Genomic DNA, 20,587 nt, shown 5'->3' on the forward strand with positions numbered 1-20,587 from the left:
TGATGGCCCGCGTCACCGTCGAGGATTGCATTCTCCAAATCCCCAACCGCTTCGAGTTGGTGCTGATCGCCGCCCAGCGCGGACGCCAGATTTCAGCCGGCGCGCCGCTGACCCTGGATCGGGACAACGATAAGAACCCTGTCGTGGCCCTGCGCGAGATCGCCGACGAAACCGTCGATATCGTCTCGCTCAAGGAAATGGCGATCCAAGGCCTGCAAAAGCACGTCGAGATCGACGAGCCGGAGGACGACGAGTTCGATGCCATGGGCATGGAACGCGAGTTCACCCGCGAGAACACCGGCGCCGATTTCGAGGAAGAGCTGATCGCCGATGGCCTCAGCATCCAAGACGCCGAAGGCGACGACCTGGATGCCGCCCTGGAGCCCTTGGGGCTTGATGATGCCGGCGACGCCGACGAGGAGTAAGTCACACGCCCAGCAAAGGAGGGGCCGGTCATGATGCGCCAGTTTGAACTGGTGGAGCGTGTCAGGGCCTACGACCCCAACGTGGATGAGGACGCCCTCAATCGCGCCTACGTCTACGCCATGAAAATGCATGGCTCGCAGACGCGAGCCTCCGGGGATCCCTACTTTGCCCACCCGCTGGATGTTGCGGGCATCCTCACCCAGTACAAGCTGGACTCTTCTTCCATCATCACTGCCCTCCTCCACGACACCGTGGAGGACACGGCGGCGACCTTGGAGGACATCCGCACCTTGTTCGGCCCCGAGGTCGCGCGGCTGGTCGATGGGGTGACCAAGCTCAGTCGGCTGCAAATATCCTCGGACCACGCCAAACAGGCCGAGAATTTCCGCAAGCTCCTGCTGGCCATGAGCCAGGACATCCGCGTGCTGCTGGTCAAACTGGCCGACCGGCTGCACAACATGCGAACCTTGCATTTTATCAAGAACCCCGAAAAGCGCAGCCGCATCGCCGCCGAGACCATCGAGATCTACGCGCCCCTGGCCGAGCGGATCGGCATGGCGGCGATCAAGACCGAGCTGGAAGATCTCGCGTTTCGCGAGCTGCATCCCGACGCCAAGGCGGCCATCGAGACGCGCCTTGCCTTCCTGCGCAAGCAGGGCGAGGCGGTGGTCCCCAAGGTCATCGCCCAACTCCAGGCCACGTTGCACGAGCACGGCCTGGAGGCTGATGTCACGGGACGCGAAAAGACGCCCTACTCCATCTGGCAGAAGATGGGGCGCAAGAATATTAATATGGAGCAGCTCACGGATATCCTGGCCTTTCGCATTCAGGTCCAGGACCTGGAAAGCTGTTACAAGGCGCTTGGGATTATTCACGCGAGCTATCCGATGATCCCGGATCGCTTCAAGGACTACATTTCGACCCCTAAGCGCAACGGCTACCAGTCGATCCACACCGCAGTGATCGGGCCGGAAAAACTGCGCATTGAGGTGCAAATCCGCACCAAGAACATGCACGAGGTGGCCGAGTTGGGTGTGGCCGCCCACTGGTCCTACAAGCAGGGCAGCCCGGCCATGGACGGGCGGCAATATCGCTGGATTCGCGAACTGCTGGAAATCCTCGACCACACGGCCAGCCCCGAGGAGTTTCTGGAGCACACCAAGCTGGAGATGTTCTCCGACCAGGTGTTTTGCTTCACCCCCAAGGGCGAACTGATTTCCCTGCCCAGCGGGGCCACACCGGTTGATTTTGCCTATGCGGTGCACACGGAGGTGGGGGACCGCTGCGTTTCGGCCAAGGTCAATGGTCGGCTGGTGCCCTTGCGTCAAGTGTTGCGAAACGGCGATCAGGTGGAGATCGCGACCAGCAAGGCCCAGACTCCCAGCCCCGAATGGGAGCGCTTTGCCGTCACCGGCAAGGCCCGGGCGCGGATTCGCAAGTTCGTGCGGTTGCGTCGGCGCGACGAGTACTTGGCGCTTGGACGCCAGCTGCTGGAACGGGCCTTCCGCACCGAGGGATATGTGTTGTCGGACAAGGCCCTGGACGGGGTTTTGAAGATTTTCCGTCACACGGCCGTCGAAGATCTCATTGCCGCCGTGGGCGAGGGCGTGCTCCCGGCGCGCGAGGTGCTCCAGGCCGTCTACCCCGGGCTTAAAGTTCTGCCCCGCTTGGCGACCATGGTCACCAACGCCCGCACGCGCAAAAAAAGCGACACGGCGGAGCGCCTGACCATCAAGGGCATGATCCCGGGAATGGCTATGCACTTCGCCAAATGCTGTCACCCCTTGCCGGGCGACCGGATTGTTGGCATCGTCACCACGGGCAAGGGGATCACCATCCACACCATTGACTGCGAGCAGTTGGAGCAGTTCAACGACGAGCCCGAGCGTTGGCTTGATTTGGCGTGGGATGACGAGATCAACGGGCAGGTGCACGTGGGGCGGGTCAATGTGGTCATGACCAACGAACCGGGCAGCGTCGCGGCTATGACCACGGTCATTGCCAAAAACAAAGGGAATGTGACCAATCTCAAGACCACCAGCCGCCAGCGGGACTTCTGCGACATAATCGTTGATGTGGAAGTCCAGGACTTGCGCCACCTTACCAACATTATCGCGGCGTTGCGGGCCACTCCAGCCATCAACTACGTTGAACGCGCGAGGCACTGAGATGTTCAGGCGGCGGGTCAGACCATCCCTCTGGGCTCGGCTCCGGGAGTGGGTGGCTCCGCGCATGGGCTGGCGCCGGCAGGTCCGGTATCTGGGGCGGCGCATGGCCCGGCTCCCGGGAAGCCCGGGGTCGATTGCCCTGGGGTTTGCCTGCGGGACCGCCGTGGCCTTTACCCCCCTGATGGGCTTTCATATCGTTTTGGGGGTGGTGCTGGCCTTCCTGGTGCGGGGCAATGTGCTGGCCGCCGCCTTGGGCACCTTGGTGGGCAATCCCTGGACCTTTCCGGTCATTTGTGTGGGGACGTACGCCCTGGGGGCCCCCTTGCTGGGCGGCCTCAGCGCGCCGGTCCCGCCTGATCTGGCGACCGAGTTGTCGGGCGTGGGGCCGGCCCTCCTGGCCCTTGATGGCCAGAAGTTGATCGACCAACTTTGGCCGGTCCTTTTGCCCATGCTGGTGGGAGCCGTTCCCCTGGGATTGGGGGGGGGGCTACTGGCCTATGTCCTGGTACGCCAAGCGATCACCCGGGCGCGACGCCTGCCTTCGGCTGGCCCCTCTTCCGCCCCGGCCGTGCCACGGTCCTGACCCTTCCTGAGTGTCTCTGTCAACGGCCGCCGTTGGAGGTGGGCCGGGTTTTATTACCTGAGCAACGAGGTTTTCCATGACCCGCACGCTTCGGCTTGGTGTCAACATTGATCATGTGGCGACTCTGCGCAATGCCCGGGGGGGCTGTCTTCCCGACCCGGTGGCGGCGCCGGGTGGCCGATCAGGCTGGCGGCGTAGCGCAGGAACTGTCCGGCGTTGTCCACGCCGCCCTCGACCCAGTAGCGCCACAGCCGGTGCAAGGCGGCGGGCGGCAAGGTGGAGTGCACGGCGAGGTCGAGGTCGGGATGGGCGTCGCCCGGCAACAAGGCGACCTGGGGGCCGCCATCGCGGGCCAGGGCGTGCAGGCGCTCGACGCCGTGCAGCCAATAGCCCTTGCCGCCCAGCAGGCGCACAATGACCAGCCGGGCGCCGGCGGCGACCCGATCGATCCACAGATCAACGCTCATGGGGTGGCCGAGGAGGCCCAGGTTGGCGGCACGCACACTAGGCGCGCCGGGCCAAGCGGCGCGGGCGGTGGACAGGCAGGCGAGTTCGGTGTCGGCGGCGGACAGGAAGACGATCTCGGCCGGATCTTGGGCCAGATCGACGGCCTCGCTGCCATCGGTGATCACGCCGGGTTGGGCGGCCAGAAGGTGCATGCGCCCCTGACGAACTGTTGAACCGGTTGCTGCCCTAAGTTTCGAGGGGTCTGGGGAGGCCGCGCCTCCCCAGCCTTCTTTCTTTTTTTAAGGCTGGGGAGGCGCGGCCTCCCCACGACCCCTCCGAAAATAGAGGTTATTCGTCGTTCATGCGCAGGGCGCTGATGAAGGCGGACTGGGGAATTTCCACCTTGCCGAACTGGCGCATGCGCTTTTTGCCGGCCTTCTGCTTTTCCAGCAGCTTCTTCTTGCGCGAGATGTCGCCGCCATAACACTTGGCGGTCACGTCCTTGCGCAGGGCGGCAATGGTCTCGCGGGCGATCACCCGTCCACCGATGGCGGCCTGGATCGGCACCTTAAACATGTGGCGCGGGATCAGATCCTTGAGGCGGGCGCAGATGGCGCGGCCCCGGTATTCGGACTGGGAGCGGTGGGCAATGAACGACAAGGCGTCGACCGGCTCGGCGTTGACCAGGATGGAAATGCGCACCAAGTCGCTTTCCTGGTAGTCGGACATTTCGTAGTCGAAGCTGGCGTAACCCCGGCTGATCGACTTCAGACGGTCGTAGAAGTCGAAGACGATTTCGTTGAGCGGCAGCTTGTACACGGCCATGGCGCGGTTGCCGGCATAGGTCAGGTCCATCTGAATGCCGCGCCGCTCGGTGCACAGGGCCAGGACTTGGCCCAGGTAGTCGTCGGGCACCATGATGGTGGCCTTAACCCAGGGCTCTTCCATGCGGTCGATTTTGACGACATCGGGCATGTCGGCGGGGTTGTGCAACTCCTCCATCGTGCCGTCGGTCATGTACATGCGATAGACCACGCTGGGCGCCGTAGTGATGAGGTCGAGGTCGAACTCACGCTCCAGACGCTCCTGGATGATCTCCATGTGCAGAAGACCCAGGAAGCCGCAGCGGAAGCCAAAGCCCAGGGCGGCCGAGGTGTCGGCCTGATACTCAAACGAGCTATCGTTAAGCCGCAGCTTGGCCAAGCTCTCGCGCAGCACCTCGAAATCGCTGGTATCGACCGGAAACAGGCCGCACCACACCACGGGCACCGAAGGCTTAAAGCCGGGCAGCGGGGAGGCGGCCGGGTTGCGCTCGTCGGTCAGGGTGTCGCCGATCTGACAGTCGGACACGCTTTTGATGCCGGCCATGATGAAGCCCATCTCGCCGGCCGACAGGGAATCGGTTTCGATAAGCTTGGGCGTGAACACGCCGACCTTGTCCACCAGATGCACCGCCCCGGTCGCCATCATGCGTACGCGCATGCCCTTGCGGAACACGCCCTCGCGCACCCGCACCAAGGTGACGACACCCAGATAGGAGTCGTACCAGCTATCGACCAGCAAGGCCTGGGGCGGGGCGTCAATGTTTCCCTTGGGCGGCGGCAGGCGCTGCACCAGGGCTTCCAGGACCTGCTCGACGTTGAGGCCGGTCTTGGCCGAGATGCCCACGGACTCGGAGGTATCGAGGCCGATCACGTCCTCGATCTGCTGCTTGATGCGCTCGGGCTCGGCGGCCGGCAGGTCGATCTTGTTGAGAACGGGGATGATCTCGTGGCCGGCGTCGATGGCCTGATAGACGTTGGCCAGGGTCTGCGCCTCCACGCCTTGGCTCGCGTCCACCACCAGCAAGGAGCCCTCGCAGGCGGCCAGCGAGCGCGAGACCTCGTAGGCGAAGTCCACGTGGCCCGGGGTGTCCATCAAGTTGAGCTGATAGGTGCGTCCGGTCGAGGGCGAGACATAACTCAAGCGCACGGTTTGCGCCTTGATGGTAATGCCGCGCTCGCGCTCCAGATCCATGGAGTCGAGCAACTGCTCCTTCATGTCGCGGGCTTCCACGTTCCCGCAAAGCTGGATCAGCCGGTCGGCCAGCGTGGACTTGCCGTGGTCGATGTGGGCGATGATCGCGAAGTTGCGGATATGAGAAAGATCGCTCATGGGACTCCGGTCTGCGGCTGGGCAGTGGGAAAGGAAAGACGAGGGCACAAACGTGCAAACGCGGACCATAGGGCTAAATCTGTTTGGGTTCAACCGTGACCGGAGGCTGGGAAGGACGGGGTCTGGGAAGGTCCCACCTCCCCGGCCTTCCTTTTTTCTCACGGCTCGGAGTCGCGCTCTCGATACGAGAGGACCCAAAACAGCTCTCGTTCCGGCTGGGACCAAGCGACTCGGGCCCCGGAGTCGTCGGCGTTTTTTCCCAACCCCGGCGAGTCATTTTTCTGCGAGGGACTCGACCTCGGGGTAAAAAAAACGCTTCAGCCTTCTCGAGAGAATCGCATACCTAGGCCTCCCGTCCGGCTGGGCCCACCATATATAGGGTTCGTTAACGGGAAAGGCGGACGATTGCCTTCCCCCCGACCCAGGGCCGGACCATTTGAGGCGAGGACGACGAGCATGCGGATTGAGCGCCATTTTACCCGGAGCGGCCAAGACCCCTACGAGGGCCTTGCCTTTCGCGAAGCCACCAGCGAGATCCGTAATCCCGATGGGTCCGTGGTGTTCCGGGCCGAGGCACTCCAGGTGCCCGAGCGCTTCAGTCAGGTGGCCACCGACGTTCTGGCCCAGAAATATCTGCGCAAGGCCGGGGTGCCGGCCCGCCTGAAGCCGGTGCCGGAAGAGGACGTGCCGGCGTGGCTGTGGCGGCGCACCGCCGACACCGAGGCCCTGGCCGCCCTGCCGCCCGAGGCCCGCCACGGCGCCGAGACCGACAGCCGGCAGGTGTTCGACCGCCTGGCCGGCACCTGGGCCTACTGGGGCTGGAAGGGCGGCTATTTTGATGCCGAGGCCGACGCCCGGGCCTTTTATGACGAAATCCGCTACATGCTGGCCGACCAGCGCGCTGCCCCCAACTCGCCGCAGTGGTTCAACACCGGCCTGTTCTGGGCCTATGGCATCGACGGCCCCGGCCAGGGCCACTATTACGTGGAGTACCGCACCGGCGAGACCCTGGCCTCGACCAGCGCCTACGAGCACCCCCAGCCCCATGCCTGCTTCATCCAGTCCATCAGGGACGACCTCGTCAACGAAGGTGGGATCATGGACCTGTGGGTGCGCGAGGCCCGGCTGTTCAAGTACGGCAGCGGCACCGGGACCAACTTCTCTTCCCTGCGTGGCCTGGGCGAGCCCCTGTCGGGCGGCGGGCGCTCGTCGGGGCTGATGAGCTTCCTCAAGATCGGCGACCGGGCGGCCGGCGCCATCAAATCGGGCGGCACCACCCGGCGCGCCGCCAAGATGGTGATTTGCGACATCGACCATCCCGACATTGAGGATTTCATCGACTGGAAGGCCCGCGAAGAACGCAAGGTCGCGGCCCTGGTCACGGGATCCAAGGTGGTCGAGCGGGCCTTGCGCGCCGTTCTGGCGGCCACCCAGCCGACCCCGGGGCTGGCCGAGGCCGATCGCTGCGAGCCCACCCGCAACAAGGCGCTGCGCAAGGCCATGCTGGCCGCCCGGCGCGACCTAGTGCCCGAAAACAGCGTGCAGCAGGTGCTCCAACTGGCGCGCCAGGGCATCACCGATCTGGTGTTCGATGTGTTCGATACCGATTGGGACTCGGAAGCCTACCTGACCGTCTCGGGCCAGAACTCCAACAACACGGTGCGCGTGACCGACGCCTTCCTCCAGGCGGTGCTCGACGACGCGCCCTGGACGCTGCGCGAGCGCACCACCGGCAAAACCAAGGAAGTCGCGGCGCGCGCCTTGTGGGACCGCATTGCCCAGGCTGCCTGGGCCTCGGCCGATCCCGGTTTGCAGTTCGACACCACCATCAACGAGTGGCACACCTGCCCGGCCTCGGGCCGGATCAACGCCTCCAACCCGTGTTCCGAGTACATGTTCCTCGACAACACGGCGTGCAATCTGGCCTCGCTCAATCTCGTGACCTTCCAGTCCGAGGGCAGCGCCTTCGATACCCCGGCCTTTGTCCATGCCTGCCGCTTGTGGACCGTGGTGCTGGAAATCTCGGTGCTGATGGCCCAATTCCCCTCGCGCGAGATCGCCGAGCGGTCCTTCCGCTATCGCACCTTGGGGCTGGGCTACGCCAACCTGGGCGGCCTGTTGATGGCCAACGGCTTGGCCTATGACAGCGACGCCGGCCGCGCCTTGTGCGGGGCACTCAGCGCCTTGATGACCGGCGTGGCCTACGCCACCAGCGCCGAGATGGCCGAGCTGATGGGGCCCTTCGCCGGCTTTGCCGACAACCGAGAGGCCATGCTGCGGGTCATGCGCAACCATCGCCGCGCCGCGCTCGGCGAAGCCGAGGGTTATGAGGGCCTCTCGATCCTGCCGGTGCCGCTCGACAGTGCCGCCTGCCCCGAGCCCTCGCTGGTTGCCGCCGCCCGCGCCGCCTGGGACAAGGCGGTGATGCTGGGCAGCGAAGCCGGGTTCCGCAACGCCCAGGTCTCGGTGGTCGCCCCCACCGGCACCATCGGGCTGGTCATGGATTGCGACACCACCGGCATCGAACCCGACTTCGCCCTGGTCAAGTTCAAGAAGCTGGCCGGCGGTGGCTATTTCAAGATCATCAACCGGCTGGTGCCGCGCGCCCTGCGGGCCCTGGGCTATGCGCCGGAGGAAATCTCGGCCATCGAGCGCCACGCGGTCGGCCACGGCACCTTGACCGGAGCGCCGGGCATCAACCACAAGGCCCTGATCGAGCGCGGTTTCACCCCGGCCGCCCTGACCCGGATCGAGGAAGGCTTGGCCTCGGCCTTCGACATCCGCTTTGTCTTCAACAAGTGGACCCTGGGCGAGGACTTCCTAGTCGACACCTTGGGCTTTTCGGCCGAGCAACTGGCCGATCCGACCCTTGATGTCCTCTCGACGCTCGGCTTCTCGCGCGCCGACATCGAGGCGGCCAATACCTATGTGTGCGGCGCCATGACCGTGGAAGGGGCGCCGGGCCTCGATCCCGCCCACCTGCCGGTCTTCGACTGCGCCAGCCTGTGCGGCCGCACCGGCACCCGGGTGCTGTCCTCGATGGCCCACATCCGCATGATGGCCAGCGCCCAGCCCTTCATCAGCGGCGCCATCTCCAAGACCATCAACATGCCCAACACGGCCACCATCGAGGACTGCCAGGAGGCTTATCTCGCCTCGTGGCGCCTGGGCCTGAAGGCCAATGCCCTCTACCGCGACGGCTCCAAGCTGTCCCAGCCCCTGAGCGCCCAGGTGCTGGAAGAAGAAGAGTCCCTAGAGGACGACGCCCCCCTGGTCGAAACCCTGGCCGCCAAGCCGGCGATCGCCAAGGCCGAGATCCTGGCCGAGCGCATCGTCAACCGGGTCATCGCCCAGCGCACCCGCCTGCCCCACCGGCGCAAGGGCTATACGCAAAAGGCCATCGTCGGCGGCCACAAGGTCTATTTGCGCACCGGCGAATATGAGGACGGCCGCCTGGGCGAGATCTTCATCGACATGCACAAGGAAGGCGCCGCCTTCCGCAGCCTGATGAACAATTTCGCCATCGCCATCTCGATCGGCCTGCAATACGGCGTGCCGCTGGAAGAGTATGTGGAGGCCTTCACCTTCACCCGCTTCGAACCCCAGGGCATCGTCGAGGGCAACCAAGCGATCAAGATGGCGACCTCGATCCTTGATTACATCTTCCGCGAGGTGGCCATCAGCTACCTCGGCCGCAACGACCTCGCCCACGTCGAGCCCCAGGACCTGACCCCGGATACCCTGGGCGACGGCCACGAGGAAGGCGACTTCCCCGAGGTCTGGGAAGAAGACCACCGCAGCCAAACCGTCAGCGCCGGCTACGTCCGCTCCAACCTGTATGTGTTGCGCCAGAAGAGCCGTGAAACCGGCTTGATGCGCGGCACCGGCACCCACGGCGCCGTCGTGGCCTCCACCGCCCCCGTTGGCACCGCCCCCGTTGGCACCGACACCCAGGCCCGCATCCGCGAGGCCCGGCTCAAGGGCTACGAGGGCGATAGCTGCCCCGAGTGCGGTAACTTCACCTTGGTGCGCAACGGGACGTGCTTGAAGTGTGACACCTGCGGTAGCACGACCGGCTGTTCGTAAGGAAAAAAGGCTGGGGAGGCGCGGCCTGCCCCGACCCGCCAAGGATCAAGGGGGCGTGGGGGACGACTGTCCCCCACCCTTCCCTTTTTCCCCTCAAACCAACCGCACCCGAGCTACAAAAGAATCGACCTCCTGCTGCAAGACGTCACTCTGCCGGGTGAGGTCTTGAGCGGCGTCGAGAGTTTGGCGGGCGGTGGCGCCGGAACGGGTGGCGGTGGCTTGCACGCCCTCGATGGCCTCGCCGACCTGACGGGTGCCCTGGGCAGCCTCGCCGACGTTGCCGGAGATCTCACGCGTGGCGGCGGCTTGTTGTTCGACGGCGGCGGCGATGGCCTGGGTGATCTCGCTCAGGCGGCCGATGGTTTCGCCGATGCCGGTGATGGCCTCGGCCGCGTCGCGCGAGACCTTTTGCACCTCACCGATTTCGCTGGCGATCTCGCCGGTGGCCCGCGCTGTCTGGCTGGCCAGATGCTTGACCTCGCCTGCGACCACGGCGAAGCCCTTGCCGGCCTCGCCGGCCCGCGCCGCCTCGATGGTGGCGTTGAGGGCCAGGAGGTTGGTTTGGGCCGCCACGTCGTTGATCAACTGGACAATCTGGCCGATGCGCCCGGTGCTGGTGGTGAGGCTGGTCATGATGGCGCCCACGTCGGTGGCCTGGGTCACGGCGTCTCCTGAGACCGTGGAGGCGGCCCCGACCTGACGGGCGATTTCCTGGATGGAGGCGGCCAGTTCCTCGGCGGCGGCCGCCACGGTCTCGACGTGCTCGTTGGCTTGGAGGGAAACCCGGGTGACGGCGCCCGACTGGTCGGCGGTTTCGCCGGCCATCCGGACCATGGCGGCGGTCTGATCGTGAACCTGGGCGGCGCGCTCGGCCACGCCGCGCACCACCGAGCGCACCTGAGCCTCGAAGCTGTCGGCGACGGCGCCAAGAGCTTCGTGCTTTTCCGCTTCCAGGCGCTCCTTGGCGCGGGCATCGGCGGCGGCCTGGGCCTCGGCTTGGCGCAAACCGTCGTTCAGCACGGTGACGGCACGCACGATGCGGCCGATCTCGTCGTCGCGGGGACTGTTGGGCAGAACGATATCGCGCCCGCCCTCAGCCATCTGGTGGAGCCCCTCGCTGATGCCTTGCAGGGGCCGGATCACCCGGCGCACGAAATAAACGTAAATTCCAACGCCCAGCAGCACCGCCAGGGCCAAGCCGCCGCCGGTGACGGTGAGGCGAGCAAGGGCTTGGGCGCGGGCATGAGCGGCGACGGCCTGGGCTTGGGCCAGGGCCGCATCGCGGATTTTGAGGGTGGACTGGATCTGGTCGCGTTGCTGGGCACGGAAGTCGGCCACGGCCAAGCCGCTTGCTCCGGTTTTGGCGTAGCTGTCGAGAACCCCGCCATAGAGGCGCTCGCTGGCCTCGACGTAGTCCTTTTGCACCGCGAGCAGGGCGGCGCGGATGCTGGGGGGATCGCCCAGACGGGCGCTCAACACCCCGAGATAGCGCCAGTTTTCGTCCACCCGCCCTTTGGCCGCTGCCAGGAGCGCCCGGGTGTCGGCCTCGGGGGGCTTGGCCGCCGCCACCACGTTGGTGAACAAGACGGCCCGCGCCCCCACCGCCTGACGCAAGTCCATGGCAAGGCGGGCGATGGCCACCGACGCCGCCACGTCGGCCGAGGCGGCGCGAATGTCGCGCTCGACCCCGTCCAGCGACTGCAACAGCGTGCCTTGCAAGGCCAGGGTTTCGGGGCCGAAGGCCTTGACGAAAGCGCCGTCGCGCCCGTCTTTCGCCACGTCCAAGGCGCGATCAGCCTTGACGCGCATCTCGGCCAGGGTGCGCATCATCGTTTCCAGCGCCGCCAGGGCCGGCCCGCTCGACGCGCCCGGACTGGTGGCCAGCGCCGCCGTAGCGGCGGCAAAAATCTGGTCCGTGGCGAGGCGGCGCTCCTGAACGGTGGCTTTGAGGCGGACGTCGGCGGCGTCGGGGGCCAGGAGGCCGGCGTTGGTGTCGCCACGCTCCAGGGAAAAAATCTCGTCCACTCGGGCCATCGCCGCCGCCGTGCTGGTCAGGGCCTGGGCCCGCCCATTGGCCTCGTAAATCCCCACATCCACCGATAAAAACAAAACGCAGGCCACGCCGGCGATCCCGCCCAGCGCGGCAACGCAAAGGCTGAACGCCTGTTGTACCTTCATGACGACCTCCCGAGCCCCTGATCTGGTGAGGAAGGCTACCGCACGAGCAGCCGTAAATCGAGGAGGTCCCCGAGACACCCGGATTACGGCATTTATGCACCCTAAAGCTTTTTAGGAAGAAGACCGTTATCGGGAAGGCTGGGGAAGCAGGGCCTCCCCAGACCCCTCCTTTCCTGGGGACCTGCCTCACTTTGTGCTGGCTTTCCCTGGCTTGCAAAAAAAGTCTAAACTCCCCCCTTGCGCCGACCGAGGAGATCGCATCATGACCACGACGCCCAGCGCCGCCCCTTCCTTTTGGCAAGTGGAGGTGACCCTGCCCCGCTCGGCGCTGCCCGCCCTGGAAGCGGCCCTGGAGCCCGTCAGCGTGGCGGTGTCGTGGGTCGAGGCCGACGAAGCCCGCGACCTGTGGACCTTGCAAGCCCTGTGCGCGGAGCGCCCGGACAACGCCGTGCTGCTGCCCGCCGTGGCCCTGGCCGCCGCCACCGCCGGCATCGAGGAACCCGAGCCGGTCATCGTGCGGATCGAGGCCCGCGACTGGCTGGCCCAGTCGGCCATCGCCTTTCCGCCCCTGCGGGTGGGCCGCGTTTACATTCACGGCTCGCACCACGAGGAGGCCCCCCCGGTCGGCTCCTGGCCCTTGCGCCTTGATGCCGCCACCGCCTTTGGCTCGGGCGATCACGAGAGCACCAAGGGCTGTCTTCAGGCCTTCAACGCCCTGGCCCGCCGGGGGCGCAAACGCAATGTCCTTGATGTGGGCTGTGGCTCGGGCATCCTGGGCCTCGCCGCCGCCCGGGGGTGGGCGGTGCCGGTGCTGGGCGTGGACATCGACCCGGAGTCGGTGCGCGTGGCCCGCTACAACACCCGGCGCAACGGCCTGCGCGCCTTCTTGCGCGTCGAGCCCGGGGTGGGGGTGGGGGGGCGTCTGGTCCAGGCCCGCGCCCCCTATGACCTGATTTTCGCCAACATCCTGGCCCGGCCCCTGTGTGCCCTCGCCGCCCCCTTGGCCCGCCTGTTGGAACCGGGCGGCCATGTGGTGCTGGCCGGCCTCTTGACCCGGCAGGCGGCCCAAGTGCTTTCGGCCTACCGCCGCCAGGGCTTGCACCTAGAGCAGCGGTTGGTGCTGGGCGCCTGGACCACCTTGGTGCTCACCCGCCGGGGGGAACGGCCATGAACGCTCCCTCTCCCCTGCCGGCCCGCGCCGCCCGCTTGGCCGCTGTGCGGGCCTGGATGCGCGAGGAAGGGCTGGAGGCCTTTTTTCCTCGCCCATGGCGACGCCTTTCAAAACGAGTTTCTGCCGCCCTCGGCCGAGCGGCTGGCGTGGCTTACCGGCTTTACCGGCTCGGCCGGCGAGGCGGTGATCTTGCCCGATCAGGCGGCCTTGTTCGTCGATGGCCGTTATACCCTTCAGGCCGCCGCCCAGGTTGACGCCGCGCTGTTCACCTGCCGCCATCTCCTCGACGATCCGGCCCCGCGCTGGCTGGAAACGGTTCTGCCCCCCGGGGCTCGCCTGGGCTACGACCCCTGGCAGCTCACCCCCGACGCCCGCGAGCGCCTGCACCGGACGGGCGACCCCCGGGGCGTGGTCCTGGTCGCCTGCCCGGTCAACCCCATCGATCTGCTGTGGGCCGATCGCCCGGCGCCGCCGGCCTCGCTGGCCCGCCCCCACCCCACCGCCTGGGCCGGGCGCGACAGCACCGCCAAGCGGGCCGAGATTGCCGCCTTGCTCCAGGCCCGGGGCCAAGCGGCGGTGGTCCTGGCCAGCCCGGACAGCGTGGCGTGGCTGCTCAACATCCGGGGCGCCGACGTTCCCCACACCCCGCTGGCCCTGGCCCGGGCCGTGCTCCATGCCGATGCCTCGGTCGATCTGTTCCTGGCCGAAAGCCGGGTCTCGCCTTTGCTGGTCGAGCACCTGGGGCCGCAGGTCCGCCGCCACGACCCCGAGGCCTTGGGCGGACTTCTCGATACGCTAGGCGAGCGGGGCAAGGTAGTGCGAGTCGATCGCAGCCGGACCCCGGCTTGGATCCATGACCGGCTGGAAGAAGCCGGGGCGGGTCTGGTGGTGGCGGAGGACCCGTGCTTGCTGCCCAAGGCTTGCAAGAACGCCACCGAACTGGCCGGAGCCCGCGCTGCCCATCGCCGCGACGGCCTCGCGGTGACGCGCTTTCTCCACTGGTTGGCCGAGACGGCACCGCGCGGCGGCCTCACCGAAATGGCCGCCGCCGACGCGCTGGCGGGGTTTCGGGCGCAAGACCCCTCCTTGGTGGACCTCAGCTTTCCCACCATTTCGGCGGCCGGACCCAACGCCGCCATCGTGCACTACCGCGCCACGCCGGCCACCGACCGCCTCCTGGAGCCCGGGCAGATCTATTTGGTGGACAGCGGCGGCCAGTACCCGGACGGCACCACCGACATCACCCGAACCATCGCCATCGGTCCGGCCGTCCCCGGGGTGCGGCGCTGTTTCACCTTGGTGCTGCGCGGCCACATTGCGCTGGCGCGGGCGCGCTTTCCCAAGGGAACGACGGGCAGCCAGCTCGACAGTCTGGCGCGGCAATTCCTGTGGGCCGAGGGTCTGGATTACGACCATGGCACTGGGCACGGCGTGGGCAGTTTTCTCGGCGTTCATGAGGGCCCGGCCCGCCTCAACCGCACCGGCAATGGGATCGCCCTGGTGCCGGGGATGATCTTGTCCAACGAGCCCGGGGTTTACCGCGAAAACGCCTTTGGCATCCGCATCGAAAACCTGATGGCGGTTCAGGAGATCACCCCGACGCCCGAGGGCGCCACGCGGCCGTTCCTGGGCTTCGAGACCCTGACCCTGGCCCCGCTGGATCGCAGTCTGATTGAGGTCGGGCAGTTGCGCCCGGGTGAGCGGGCTTGGGTGGATGCCTATCATGCACGGGTGCGCGAGGCCCATGCCCCCCATCTTGAGGCGTCGGCCCGGGCTTGGCTGGAGGCGGCGACGGCTCCTTTATAAGAGAAGGCTGGGGTGGCAGGCCTCCCCAGACCCCTCGTTCCTTGGGGTGTCATGGCCGACGTGACCCCTGCTCGCAAAGGCTGGTGCCATGGACCAAGCCCCTCCCCTGCGTTTGCTGCGTGCCTTGTTCGATGCCGCCGTGGCGGCGGCCGATCCGGCCTTGGTGGTGCCGCCCCATCTGCCGCCGCGTCCGGTCGGACGCACCGTGGTGGTCGGGGCCGGCAAGGCCGCCGCCGCCATGGCCCGGGCGGTGGATCTGGCCTGGGACGGCCCGTTAAGCGGTCTGGTGGTCACGCGCTATGGCTACGGCGTGCCCTGTCCCCGCCTGGAGGTCGTGGAGGCCGGCCACCCCTTGCCAGACAGCCGGGGCACGGAGGCGGCCCGGCGGATCCTGGCTCTGGCCAGCAGCCTGGGGCCCGACGATCTTTTGCTCTGCCTGATCTCGGGGGGAGCCTCGGCCTTGCTGGCCTTGCCGCCGCCCGACCTCAGCCTGGAGGACAAGCGGGCAGTGACGGCGGCCTTGTTGCGCAGCGGCGCGCCCATCCAGGATATCAACACGGTGCGTCGGCATTTGTCCTTGCTCAAGGGCGGACGGCTGGCGGCGGCGGCGCGGCCGGCCCGGGTGGTGACGCTGCTGATTTCCGATGTGCCAGGGGATGATCCGACGGTCATTGGCTCGGGACCCACGGTGGCCGATGCCTCGACACCGGCCGATGCCCTCGACATCCTGTGCTGCCATGGGATCAGCGAACCCGAGCGGGTCTTGCGCTTTCTGGCAACACGTCGCGCCAGCACGCCGGACGCGCAGGCCCTGGAGCGAACTGAGACCGTGCTGGTGGCCACGCCGCGCCAAGCCCTGGTGGCGGCGGCCGAGGTGGCCCGCCATGCCGGGGTCACGCCCCTGATTCTGGGCGATGCCCTGGAGGGTGAAGCGCGGGAGGTGGCGCGCGCCCTGGCGCCGATGGCGTTGTCGTGCGCCCGCTTCGGGGATCCGGCCGCCCCGCCGTGCGTGCTGCTGTCCGGGGGAGAACTGACGGTAACGGTGCAAGGCGCGGGACGGGGGGGACCCAACAGCGAGTTTGCCCTGGCCTTGGCCCGAGCGCTCGACGGCGCGCCATCGGTGTGGGCCCTGGCCGGTGATACCGATGGCATCGACGGCACCGAGACCAACGCCGGCGCGATCGTCACCCCCGACACCCTGGCCCGGGCCCGGCGCCGGGGCCTGTCGGCACGCGGCTTCCTAGCCGACAACGATGCCTATTCCTTTTTTGCCGCCCTGGACGATCTGGTGATCACCGGCCCCACCCTGACCAATGTCAACGACTTCCGCGCCATCCTCATCGCCCCCGCCTAACCCCCTGCCCCGAGGAGCCTGGAGGGGCCGAGCCTCCCCAGCCTTGTTTTTTTCCTGTTATTTCTCTGACGAACGAGTGTCCCATGACCTCCTTAACTTCCTTAAGCGTCTTTTGTGGTGCGGCCGCCGGTCACGACCCGCGTTATCTCAACGAAGCCCAGCGCCTGGGCGCCCTGCTGGCCCAAGCGGGCGTGACCGTGGTGTTTGGAGCGGGCAACGTCGGCTTGATGGGAGGCGTTGCCTCCGCCGCCCTGGAAAACGGCGGTAAGGTGATTGGCGTCATTCCCGAACATCTGACCCGGATCGAAACACCGCACGGCGACTTGATGGAACTGCACGTCGTGGGCTCAATGCACGAACGCAAGCGCCTGATGTTCGACCGCTCGGAGGCGGCGTGCATCCTGCCCGGCGGTTTCGGCACCTTGGATGAGGCCTTCGAGATCCTGACGTGGCGACAGTTGGGGCTGCATGACCGGCCGATCGTTCTCGTCAATATCGACGGCTTCTGGGATCCCTTCGTCGGGCTGGTTGACAGCATCATCGCCAACGGCTTTGCCCGGCCCCAGTCCCGCGCCTTGGTCACGGTGGTTGAGGACGTGGGGCAAGTTCTGCCGGTTCTGCACGCCGAGTTAGCGGGGGGCGAGGCCCGCACAGGGACCGATACCGGCCGTTTTTGACGCACCTTCCCACTGATCCCAAAGGTTGCGAGGTTGCAATCACGTAACGCCCCCCACATATAAGGGAGCCATCGGCACAGGAGACTGAACGCGAGGGAGATCGCCTGAGCCCCTGCCCCTTGGCGAGGGGCCCAGGACACCAAAGGGATGAAAATTGACAAGGACTATGAGGCGGCCATCAATCGCTTGATGCAACGCGCCAAGATTTCAGACCATCGCTTGGTGATGGGTGGCAAGCATTTGCGCCTTGTCTTCACCCGCGATGGCCGCGAACACCGCTACACAGTCCCCGTCTCCCCCTCTGATCACCGCGCAATCAAAAACATGGAGCGCGACCTGCGCCAGCTTCTCGGCCTGACCGTGGTCAGCACGCCCCCCCAGGAAATTCTTCCCCCCGTCGAACTTGTTGAGGCCGTGCGCGAGCGCATCTCCCGCACGCCGCCCACCCACCCCACGCCCAAGGACAGCCGGGCGCTGGACCTGCTCGACCAAACCTTCACCTCCGCCGTCACCATCGGCCAACGCGCCGGCGCCCAGGACCCCATGGCCTGGGGCGTCGAACGACTGGAACGACTGCGTGCCCTCGGCCTCGCCGAAACCGACGGATCCGGGCGCTATCGGGTGCCGTGAGGCGAAGCACCCCGCCCTCTTCCCAACGCGGCCGCCCCGGGTGTATCGTCCTTTTGTCCGCATGGACGCGAGGTGTCTCGTGTCCCACTCAGGCCCGGGGCACACCCCGCCGGACACCGCGACCTTCTCATCCTTTCACGGCTGGACTCTCGAACATGAGCAAGATCAAGGTGAAAACCCCCGTCGTCGAGCTTGATGGCGACGAAATGACCCGGATCATCTGGCGTTTCATCAAGGACAAGCTGATTCTGCCCTACCTTGATATCGACCTGAAATACTATGACCTTGGCATTGAGAAGCGCGACGAGACGGCGGACCAGATCACCATCGACGCGGCCAATGCCATCAAGACCTATGGCGTGGGCGTGAAATGCGCCACCATTACCCCCGACGAAGCCCGCGTCGAGGAGTTCAATCTGGCCAAGATGTGGAAGTCGCCCAACGGCACCATCCGCAACATCCTGGGCGGCACCGTGTTTCGCGAGCCGATCATCTGCAAGAACGTGCCGCGTTTGGTCCCCGGCTGGACCCAGCCCATCGTCATTGGCCGTCATGCCTTTGGCGACCAGTACCGCGCCACCGATGTGAAGATCCCGGGCGCCGGCACCTTGACCCTGCGCTTTACCCCCGACGATGGCGGCCCGGGCCTGGACCTGGAGGTCTTCAAGTTCCCGGACAGCGGCGTGGCCATGGCCATGTACAACCTGGATGAGTCGATCCGGGGCTTTGCCCGGGCCTGCTTCAATTATGGCCTGACGCGGCGCTGGCCGGTTTATCTCTCGACCAAGAACACGATTTTGAAGGCCTATGACGGCCGGTTCAAGGACCTGTTCCAGGAGGTGTTCGACGCCGAATTCGCCGATGCCTTCAAGGAGGCCGGCATCACTTACGAGCACCGGCTGATCGACGACATGGTGGCCTGCGCCATGAAGTGGTCGGGCGGCTTCGTGTGGGCGTGCAAGAACTACGACGGCGACGTGCAATCCGATACCGTGGCGCAGGGCTTCGGCTCGCTGGGCCTGATGACCTCGGTCCTGATGACGCCCGATGGCCAGACCATTGAGGCGGAAGCGGCCCACGGCACGGTCACGCGCCACTACCGCCAGCATCAGCAGGGCAAGGAAACCTCGACCAACCCCATTGCGTCGATCTTTGCCTGGACCCAGGGTCTCAAGTACCGGGGCACCTTCGACGATACCCCCGATGTGGTGGCCTTCGCCAACGCCTTGGAAAGGGTCTGCGTCGAGACCGTCGAGGCCGGCTTTATGACCAAGGACTTGGCCATTCTGATCTCCCCCGATCACCCCTGGCTCACCACCACCGCCTTCCTCGACAAGCTCGACGAGGGCCTGCAAAAAGCAATGGCCGGCTGAAACAAACAGACCGAGGGGTCTGGGGAGGCCGCGCCTCCCCAGCCTTGTTTTTATTGGAATTCAGACGCCCGAATGGCCAGATAAGCGTAAGAAGCGCCACTTGCATTGAGCCCCTCCCAAGTCGTGGTCAGGGTAAACCCGGGCGCCGCCAGAACGGGATCGGGCGCTGTGCCCTGCCCCCCTTCGATCCCTGTGGTATTGGCGGCCAACTCACAAGGACCAGCCCCCCGGGCCTGTTGACGCACCCTGTCGTAGATCAAGGTGTTACCGCCACTAACGCGGCGGATCATCAGCCACTGGGGATCCCAGCCGGTGCCGCAGGTCACGCTTAACGGCGTGGCCGAGCCGGTCCCGACATAGGTGCCGGCCGCGATGAGACGCGGAGCGTCGGCCCAAAGATAGGCGATGTAAGGAACGCCGGACTGATTGGCATAATAGGCCTGCGATCCCCCCTGAAACACGGCGCGGGTATGCTCCGTGCCCAAAAACTGCCCCTGGCTCTGCCACGCGTTGGTGGTATTGAACTCCACACTATTGACCCCGGCCGCGACCCCCTTGTGCCACGCAACCCAGTTAGCCTCGCTGCTGGTATTGCGTAGGAGAATGAAGGCCGGCGCCGTCTTGAGACCGTGGGCAATCAAGGTTCCGGCGACCCCTGTGCCGGTATAAGAAACGACATCGAAAAACCCCGGCGCTCGACGGAACGACCACAGAACATAGGACAACCCACTTTTATTGACGTTATAGGCCGACGACCCCAGTGTGACGCCCTTGGTCGTAAAGGCACTCAGGAAGTCGGTGGCTGTATACTGATAACTGGTGCTGTTGGTTTGAAGATAGGCGTTGGGCCCGCGCAGGGTGTCGAACAAAAAATGGGAGCTGCTTGCCGAACGCCCCTTGTTCCACACAAGTCCCCCGGTGGACGCCAGATCGACCCCGGTCACCACCTCCCCCGCCGTCGCGGTGCCGGTGTACAAGGTGGTGGCAAACAGGCTGGAAAGGTCCTCGGGCCCGACCAAGCCGATCGACCCGCTGGGGGCAAAACGCCGCCGCCCCTGGGCGGAAGGGGGRAAGAACATCACGGCACCTCCGGGGGATCGGCCTCGGGGACCAACTGACCGCGCAGGGCCTGGGCCTCGGCGTCGAGGGCCGCCACCTTGGCCACGTCGGCGGGATCGGGCGCGCTCCCCTGGGCCAGTGCGGCGGCAACCGCCCGCGCCGGACGGATCGACGCGGCGTCGATCTCGTGCAGCCGGCGCACGATCTCGGGCCGCCGCGCCCGGGCCCGGGCCAGAAGCTCGGCCTCGGTCAAGGAGCGCACGGCCCAGGCTAGGGTGATCACCGGAAGGGAACCGCTCTCGTCATATCCCCAAGCGGCGCCGTCCATGGTCAGGGCCTGCGTGGCCGAATCGAAAGACGCCAGGGTGCTTTCGCGCACGTGGTAGATTCCGTGGCCGGCTAGGGTGTCGTCGCTGGAGTCAGCCAAATCGGGCGGTAAAGCTTCGATAATGGCGCCTTTAGCGGTCGCGTACAT

The 20,587-nt window shown here is 66.3% G+C and carries 14 protein-coding genes and 1 pseudogene; 11 read left to right on the forward strand and 4 right to left on the reverse strand.

All coding sequences use genetic code 11. The annotated features are described in order from the left end of the window. Nucleotides 1-2 precede the first annotated feature (2 nt). From rpoZ to RSPPHO_RS19725, 4 genes and pseudogenes are all read left to right on the forward strand, one after another. Entirely contained in the window at nucleotides 3-425 is a 423-nt protein-coding gene (gene rpoZ, locus RSPPHO_RS05470) for a DNA-directed RNA polymerase subunit omega (RefSeq protein ID WP_041794452.1), read from the forward strand. Between the two features lie 30 nt (nucleotides 426-455). Then, nucleotides 456-2,594 carry a RelA/SpoT family protein gene (locus tag RSPPHO_RS05475; RefSeq protein ID WP_014414274.1) on the forward strand — a complete coding sequence of 713 codons (2,139 nt, stop codon included), beginning with the start codon at nucleotides 456-458 and terminating at the stop codon, nucleotides 2,592-2,594. Between the two features lie 52 nt (nucleotides 2,595-2,646). Further along, nucleotides 2,647-3,177: a DUF2062 domain-containing protein gene (locus tag RSPPHO_RS05480; RefSeq protein WP_157879100.1), complete on the forward strand. Its 531-nt coding sequence runs from the start codon at nucleotides 2,647-2,649 to the stop codon at nucleotides 3,175-3,177. A gap of 76 nt (nucleotides 3,178-3,253) precedes the next feature. Then, nucleotides 3,254-3,364 (forward strand): annotated as a pseudogene (locus RSPPHO_RS19725) (pyridoxine 5'-phosphate synthase); the annotation flags it as partial. A gap of 608 nt (nucleotides 3,365-3,972) precedes the next feature. Here RSPPHO_RS19725 and lepA read toward each other — a convergent pair. Further along, the gene (gene lepA, locus RSPPHO_RS05490) at nucleotides 3,973-5,778 is read right to left on the reverse strand and encodes a translation elongation factor 4 (protein WP_041794457.1); all 1,806 of its coding nucleotides are present in this window, start codon (nucleotides 5,776-5,778) and stop codon (nucleotides 3,973-3,975) included. Between the two features lie 456 nt (nucleotides 5,779-6,234). On the opposite strand from lepA, the gene RSPPHO_RS05495 reads away from it, so the two are divergent. Continuing rightward, the gene (locus RSPPHO_RS05495; RefSeq protein ID WP_041794460.1) at nucleotides 6,235-9,864 is read left to right on the forward strand and encodes a vitamin B12-dependent ribonucleotide reductase; all 3,630 of its coding nucleotides are present in this window, start codon (nucleotides 6,235-6,237) and stop codon (nucleotides 9,862-9,864) included. A gap of 93 nt (nucleotides 9,865-9,957) precedes the next feature. On the opposite strand, the gene RSPPHO_RS05500 is transcribed toward RSPPHO_RS05495, so the two are convergent. Further along, entirely contained in the window at nucleotides 9,958-12,042 is a 2,085-nt protein-coding gene (locus tag RSPPHO_RS05500; RefSeq protein WP_041794463.1) for a methyl-accepting chemotaxis protein, read from the reverse strand. A gap of 262 nt (nucleotides 12,043-12,304) precedes the next feature. Between RSPPHO_RS05500 and RSPPHO_RS05505 the strand changes: the two genes are divergently transcribed. The 6 genes from RSPPHO_RS05505 (at nucleotide 12,305) to RSPPHO_RS05530 (ending at nucleotide 19,053) form a co-directional block, all read left to right on the forward strand. After that, complete coding sequence (locus tag RSPPHO_RS05505) at nucleotides 12,305-13,213, forward strand: 50S ribosomal protein L11 methyltransferase (protein ID WP_041794466.1); 909 nt, start codon at nucleotides 12,305-12,307, stop codon at nucleotides 13,211-13,213. Between the two features lie 183 nt (nucleotides 13,214-13,396). Further along, nucleotides 13,397-15,019 (forward strand): aminopeptidase family protein P, encoded by a 1,623-nt coding sequence (locus RSPPHO_RS05510; protein WP_014414279.1) that lies wholly within the window; start codon nucleotides 13,397-13,399, stop codon nucleotides 15,017-15,019. A gap of 88 nt (nucleotides 15,020-15,107) precedes the next feature. Beyond that, nucleotides 15,108-16,373: a glycerate kinase type-2 family protein gene (locus tag RSPPHO_RS05515; protein ID WP_014414280.1), complete on the forward strand. Its 1,266-nt coding sequence runs from the start codon at nucleotides 15,108-15,110 to the stop codon at nucleotides 16,371-16,373. Nucleotides 16,374-16,456: 83 nt separating this feature from the next. Then, on the forward strand, nucleotides 16,457-17,050 hold the full coding sequence (locus tag RSPPHO_RS05520; protein ID WP_014414281.1) for an LOG family protein: 594 nt from the start codon (nucleotides 16,457-16,459) through the stop codon (nucleotides 17,048-17,050). 147 nt (nucleotides 17,051-17,197) lie between these two features. Beyond that, entirely contained in the window at nucleotides 17,198-17,680 is a 483-nt protein-coding gene (locus RSPPHO_RS05525; RefSeq protein WP_014414282.1) for a hypothetical protein, read from the forward strand. A 155-nt stretch (nucleotides 17,681-17,835) separates the two neighbouring features. After that, the gene (locus tag RSPPHO_RS05530) at nucleotides 17,836-19,053 is read left to right on the forward strand and encodes an NADP-dependent isocitrate dehydrogenase (RefSeq protein ID WP_041794469.1); all 1,218 of its coding nucleotides are present in this window, start codon (nucleotides 17,836-17,838) and stop codon (nucleotides 19,051-19,053) included. 50 nt (nucleotides 19,054-19,103) lie between these two features. On the opposite strand, the gene RSPPHO_RS05535 is transcribed toward RSPPHO_RS05530, so the two are convergent. Further along, nucleotides 19,104-20,132 (reverse strand): DUF7483 domain-containing protein, encoded by a 1,029-nt coding sequence (locus RSPPHO_RS05535; protein WP_041794472.1) that lies wholly within the window; start codon nucleotides 20,130-20,132, stop codon nucleotides 19,104-19,106. Further along, nucleotides 20,132-20,587, reverse strand: coding sequence for a hypothetical protein (locus RSPPHO_RS17615; RefSeq protein ID WP_014414285.1), 456 nt, complete (start codon nucleotides 20,585-20,587; stop codon nucleotides 20,132-20,134). The genes RSPPHO_RS05535 and RSPPHO_RS17615 overlap by 1 nt, the downstream gene beginning before the upstream one ends.

The organism is Pararhodospirillum photometricum DSM 122 (assembly GCF_000284415.1).
GTDB lineage: Bacteria > Pseudomonadota > Alphaproteobacteria > Rhodospirillales > Rhodospirillaceae > Pararhodospirillum > Pararhodospirillum photometricum.

Bases quoted from the DNA above. Each gene is read 5' to 3' on its own strand.
- rpoZ (WP_041794452.1), top strand. From the start codon at position 3: ATGGCCCGCGTCACCGTCGAGGATTGCATTCTCCAAATCCCCAACCGC.
- RSPPHO_RS05475 (WP_014414274.1), top strand. From the start codon at position 456: ATGATGCGCCAGTTTGAACTGGTGGAGCGTGTCAGGGCCTACGACCCC.
- lepA (WP_041794457.1), bottom strand. From the start codon at position 5,778: ATGAGCGATCTTTCTCATATCCGCAACTTCGCGATCATCGCCCACATC.
- RSPPHO_RS05495 (WP_041794460.1), top strand. From the start codon at position 6,235: ATGCGGATTGAGCGCCATTTTACCCGGAGCGGCCAAGACCCCTACGAG.
- RSPPHO_RS05500 (WP_041794463.1), bottom strand. From the start codon at position 12,042: ATGAAGGTACAACAGGCGTTCAGCCTTTGCGTTGCCGCGCTGGGCGGG.
- RSPPHO_RS05505 (WP_041794466.1), top strand. From the start codon at position 12,305: ATGACCACGACGCCCAGCGCCGCCCCTTCCTTTTGGCAAGTGGAGGTG.
- RSPPHO_RS05515 (WP_014414280.1), top strand. From the start codon at position 15,108: ATGGACCAAGCCCCTCCCCTGCGTTTGCTGCGTGCCTTGTTCGATGCC.
- RSPPHO_RS05520 (WP_014414281.1), top strand. From the start codon at position 16,457: ATGACCTCCTTAACTTCCTTAAGCGTCTTTTGTGGTGCGGCCGCCGGT.
- RSPPHO_RS05525 (WP_014414282.1), top strand. From the start codon at position 17,198: ATGAAAATTGACAAGGACTATGAGGCGGCCATCAATCGCTTGATGCAA.
- RSPPHO_RS05530 (WP_041794469.1), top strand. From the start codon at position 17,836: ATGAGCAAGATCAAGGTGAAAACCCCCGTCGTCGAGCTTGATGGCGAC.
- RSPPHO_RS17615 (WP_014414285.1), bottom strand. From the start codon at position 20,587: ATGTACGCGACCGCTAAAGGCGCCATTATCGAAGCTTTACCGCCCGAT.